The organism is uncultured Meiothermus sp., from assembly GCF_937863175.1.
Classification (GTDB): domain Bacteria; phylum Deinococcota; class Deinococci; order Deinococcales; family Thermaceae; genus Meiothermus.
Window position 1 is genome coordinate 1 of sequence record NZ_CALMCQ010000178.1, and the last position, 3,320, is coordinate 3,320.

At 59.0% G+C, this 3,320-nt stretch carries 4 protein-coding genes and 1 pseudogene; 3 read left to right on the plus strand and 2 right to left on the minus strand.

Translation table 11 applies throughout. The features are described 5' to 3' along the window. Both Q0288_RS06895 and Q0288_RS06900 read right to left on the minus strand, forming a co-directional pair. Positions 1-591, minus strand: a 591-nt coding sequence (locus tag Q0288_RS06895; RefSeq protein ID WP_299429061.1) for a PIG-L deacetylase family protein, incomplete at its 3' end; no start/stop codon positions are given. A 42-nt stretch (positions 592-633) separates the two neighbouring features. Further along, a complete protein-coding gene (locus tag Q0288_RS06900) occupies positions 634-807 on the minus strand; it encodes a hypothetical protein (protein WP_299429063.1) in 174 nt (57 codons plus the stop codon). 58 nt (positions 808-865) lie between these two features. On the opposite strand from Q0288_RS06900, the gene Q0288_RS06905 reads away from it, so the two are divergent. From Q0288_RS06905 to Q0288_RS06915, 3 genes and pseudogenes are all read left to right on the plus strand, one after another. Next, positions 866-1,930 carry a glucose-1-phosphate thymidylyltransferase gene (locus tag Q0288_RS06905; protein WP_299429065.1) on the plus strand — a complete coding sequence of 355 codons (1,065 nt, stop codon included), beginning with the start codon at positions 866-868 and terminating at the stop codon, positions 1,928-1,930. 124 nt (positions 1,931-2,054) lie between these two features. Further along, on the plus strand, positions 2,055-2,747 hold the full coding sequence (locus Q0288_RS06910) for a LysM peptidoglycan-binding domain-containing protein (RefSeq protein WP_299429067.1): 693 nt from the start codon (positions 2,055-2,057) through the stop codon (positions 2,745-2,747). Positions 2,748-3,100: 353 nt separating this feature from the next. Next, a pseudogene (locus Q0288_RS06915) lies at positions 3,101-3,320 on the plus strand (tagatose 1,6-diphosphate aldolase); the annotation flags it as partial.

The window sequence follows — 3,320 nt, forward strand, 5'->3', positions numbered from 1 at the left end:
ATCCAGGTGCACCGCAAAGGAGTCTTCCGAAACCGAATAAATTTGGGGGTCGAACCTGGTTTTCTGCACTAACTCCTTGGGGCGCACCGGAAAGAACAAGCGTCTGGGGGCTGGCTGGATCAGGTGTCCCGCCCGCCAGAAAGCTCCCATAGTAGCGCGGTGCAGGTGGATATGGTCAGCATGTCCATAATAGCCCTGCGGGTCGAAGCCAATCAGGATATCGGGCTTTATTCGGGTTATGTGCTCGAGCAGAACCAGCTCCACGCCCCGCAGGTCTTCGTGCATGAAGCCGCTGGGGTTGGCCCGAGCCACCTCCAGGGGATAGCTGGAGTCCTGGTAGTCCAGAAGAATGGGTGGCTGGATACCCAGAATGCTGCAGGCAGCCTCGAGTTCCCCCTCTCGCAACTTTCCCCTGGCCGGGCCTTTGGGGTAGCGCGCGGGGTCTATCTCGGGATGGCGAATCTCCCCTTGTTCCCCTCGAGTCGCACAGATCAAATAAACTTGATGCCCTTCGGCAGCATATTTTGCCAGGGTTCCCGCGCAAAAAAAAGACTCGTCGTCGGGATGGGCAAAGACGGCAAGCAAACGCATCGCTACCCAGTTTACCCTCCACAAATCGCAAGGGCCCCCCGGTTATACCTTGATCTTGCGCAGCTCGAGCATACCCCCTACCGGATGCTTGCGGCGGAGCAGATAAACCACGGTCGCCGCGTCCCAGGCCTGGGGCCTACAGGAAGCCGGATACGGCAGAGGCCGCTCTCCTTCGTGGTCATAGCCCCCACCGCCATTGCCAAACCAGGCCCCCATCTGCACTGCTCATATGCACAGCCACTTATAGCCCTGCACTGCTAAGATAAGCGTCAACATGAAAGGACTCATTCTCGCAGCCGGACGCGGCACCAGGCTACGTCCCCTCACCCACACCCGGCCCAAACCGGTTATTCGGTTGGGCGGAAAACCCATCATTTACTATGCAGTCGAAAACCTATTCGAAGCCGGCATTACCGAGGTGGGGGTAGTGGTCTCTCCCGATACCCAGGAAGATATTCGGCAAGCCCTCAAAGATTTTCCCGGCGTCCAGCTCACCTACATCGTGCAGGAGCAGGCCCTGGGCATTGCCCATGCGGTAGGTACGGCCAGAGACTGGCTGGGCCAGAATCCTTTTGTGCTCTATCTGGGCGATAACCTTTTCCAAAAAGGCATCAAGCCCTTCGTCGAAGCCTTCAAACCCGGGGTGGGCGCGGTGATTGCCCTGGTGCGGGTGCCCGATCCCCGGCAGTTTGGGGTGGCGGTGCTGGATCAGGGGCGCATTGTCAAGCTACTCGAGAAGCCCAAAGACCCCCCTTCGGATCTGGCGGTGGCTGGGGTTTACGTATTCAGCCCATCCATTATGGAGATCATCGCTAATCTCAAGCCCAGCGCCAGGGGCGAGTACGAAATCACCGATGCTATTCAGAGTCTGATGGATCAGGGTCATACCGTTCTGGGACAAGAAATTGCGGGTTGGTGGAAAGATACTGGACGTCCCGCGGATCTGCTGGACGCCAACCGGTTGCTCCTGGTGGAACAAAAGAGCCCCACCCCAGTGGTGGAGGGGCATGTGCACGACAGCCGGATCACCGGGAGGGTGGTGATCGAGAAAGGGGCTGTGGTCAAAAACAGCACTGTGCTGGGCCCGGTACACATCGCCCAGAACGCCATGATTGAGGGGGCTTATATTGGCCCCTTCACCTCGGTAGGGCCCAATGCCAGCGTGCGAATGGCCGAGGTGGAGTTCTCCATTCTGGAAGACGGAGCGGTAGTAGAGGATGTGCCCCTGCGGCTCCACGAGTGCATTTTGGGGGTTGGAGCCAGGGTTACCAAACGCAACAGTCTGCCCAAAGCCCACAAGCTGGTGCTGGGCGATTTGAGCAGCCTCGAGCTGGGATAAAAACCCTGCTGTCCTGGTAGCGCATCCAGCCGGGTCGGGAGGGAACCCTCGAGGTTTTGGCTGCCCTGAATCTTTGCATAATCCTTTTACATAGCCAGGGTATACTCCGAACCGGAGGTAAATTATGTGGCCTTTTGGAAAGTCATTGGCTGTTCGAGTTCAGGATGCAATCAATCAGTGGCCCCCACTCCAGGGGCTGGGCCTCGACATCCAGGAACAAGGCGGGAATGTTCGCATTACCGGCGCGGTTCCCCGCCAGCCCCACCTGTCTCTTTTGCAGGCCACGGTAGAGGGCACCAAGGGCGTTAAGTCGCTGGATCTAAGCGGCGTGATCGTGGCCCAGCAGGAGGTTTCCGAAGCCGCCATCGCCGCCGAGGTAGAAACCATCCGCCAGGCCACCGAGGCCAGCAAGCTGGCTAAAAAGGTGCTGGCTACCCTGGAAGCCAATGGAGAGCTAAAAGACGACCCCATTGCCGTGCTGCAAAAGGGTACCGGCGTAGTGCTGCAAGGCGCAGTAGACAGCCAGCACGAGTTCAACCTGGCGGTTCAACTCGCCAAACAAGCCGGGGCCGCCGAAGTGGATGCCAGCGGGCTGAAGGTGGTGGAGGGGGCCAGGGCCAGATTCGCCACCGAGCAGGGCGGGGTCAACATCCCCGACGAATGGTACACGGTGCAGGCGGGCGATACCCTTTCGGGCATTGCGCTCAAGTTTTACGGCGATGCCTCCAGAGATAGCTACATGAAAATTGCCAGGGCCAATAACATCGCCAACCCCGATCTGATCCGGGTTGGGCAGAAGCTGCAAATTCCTCGCTAGGGCAAAACCTCTCACGCCCCCCTGAGGGGGCTTTTTTTGCTGGATGCATTACGTACACTGGTTTTTTCCAAGCGGTGCTCGATCGCTTGTGACGCCCCCATCCCAGGGAACCCATGTAGCGGCGCTGGGCAGAACTGGGGCAGGTGCGGCGTTGCGTGGAGCCAAAGCGGTGTTGTAGCAGCGACAAGCCAGCCGTGGGCCAGGAGAGTGGGGTAGGGAGCCGGGATGGCCAGCAAAGAGGGGGAGGTGGTTTTCTAGCAGCGCCTGGCATGAACCCTTCGGCATCTGGCTGATAGCCCTGGAGAGATCTATGCCCCCCCTCGAGCAGCCGAGGGATTGGGGTAGACTTGGAAATGGAGATAATTATGGGACTGAGCAAAGGTAAGTTTGAACGGATTCAGGCTTGTGCCGACGACAACGGTGTGATTGCGGCTGCTGCGATGGATCAGCGGGGCTCACTGCGCAAGGCCATTGCCAAGGCCCGGGGCGGGGACGTGAGCGATGCTGAACTAACCGAGTTCAAAACCGCCGTGGTCAAAATCCTCACCCCCCATGCCTCGGCGATTCTGATTG

Bases quoted from the DNA above. Each gene is read 5' to 3' on its own strand.
- Q0288_RS06905 (WP_299429065.1), top strand. From the start codon at position 866: ATGAAAGGACTCATTCTCGCAGCCGGACGCGGCACCAGGCTACGTCCC.
- Q0288_RS06900 (WP_299429063.1), bottom strand. From the start codon at position 807: ATGGGGGCCTGGTTTGGCAATGGCGGTGGGGGCTATGACCACGAAGGA.
- Q0288_RS06910 (WP_299429067.1), top strand. From the start codon at position 2,055: ATGTGGCCTTTTGGAAAGTCATTGGCTGTTCGAGTTCAGGATGCAATC.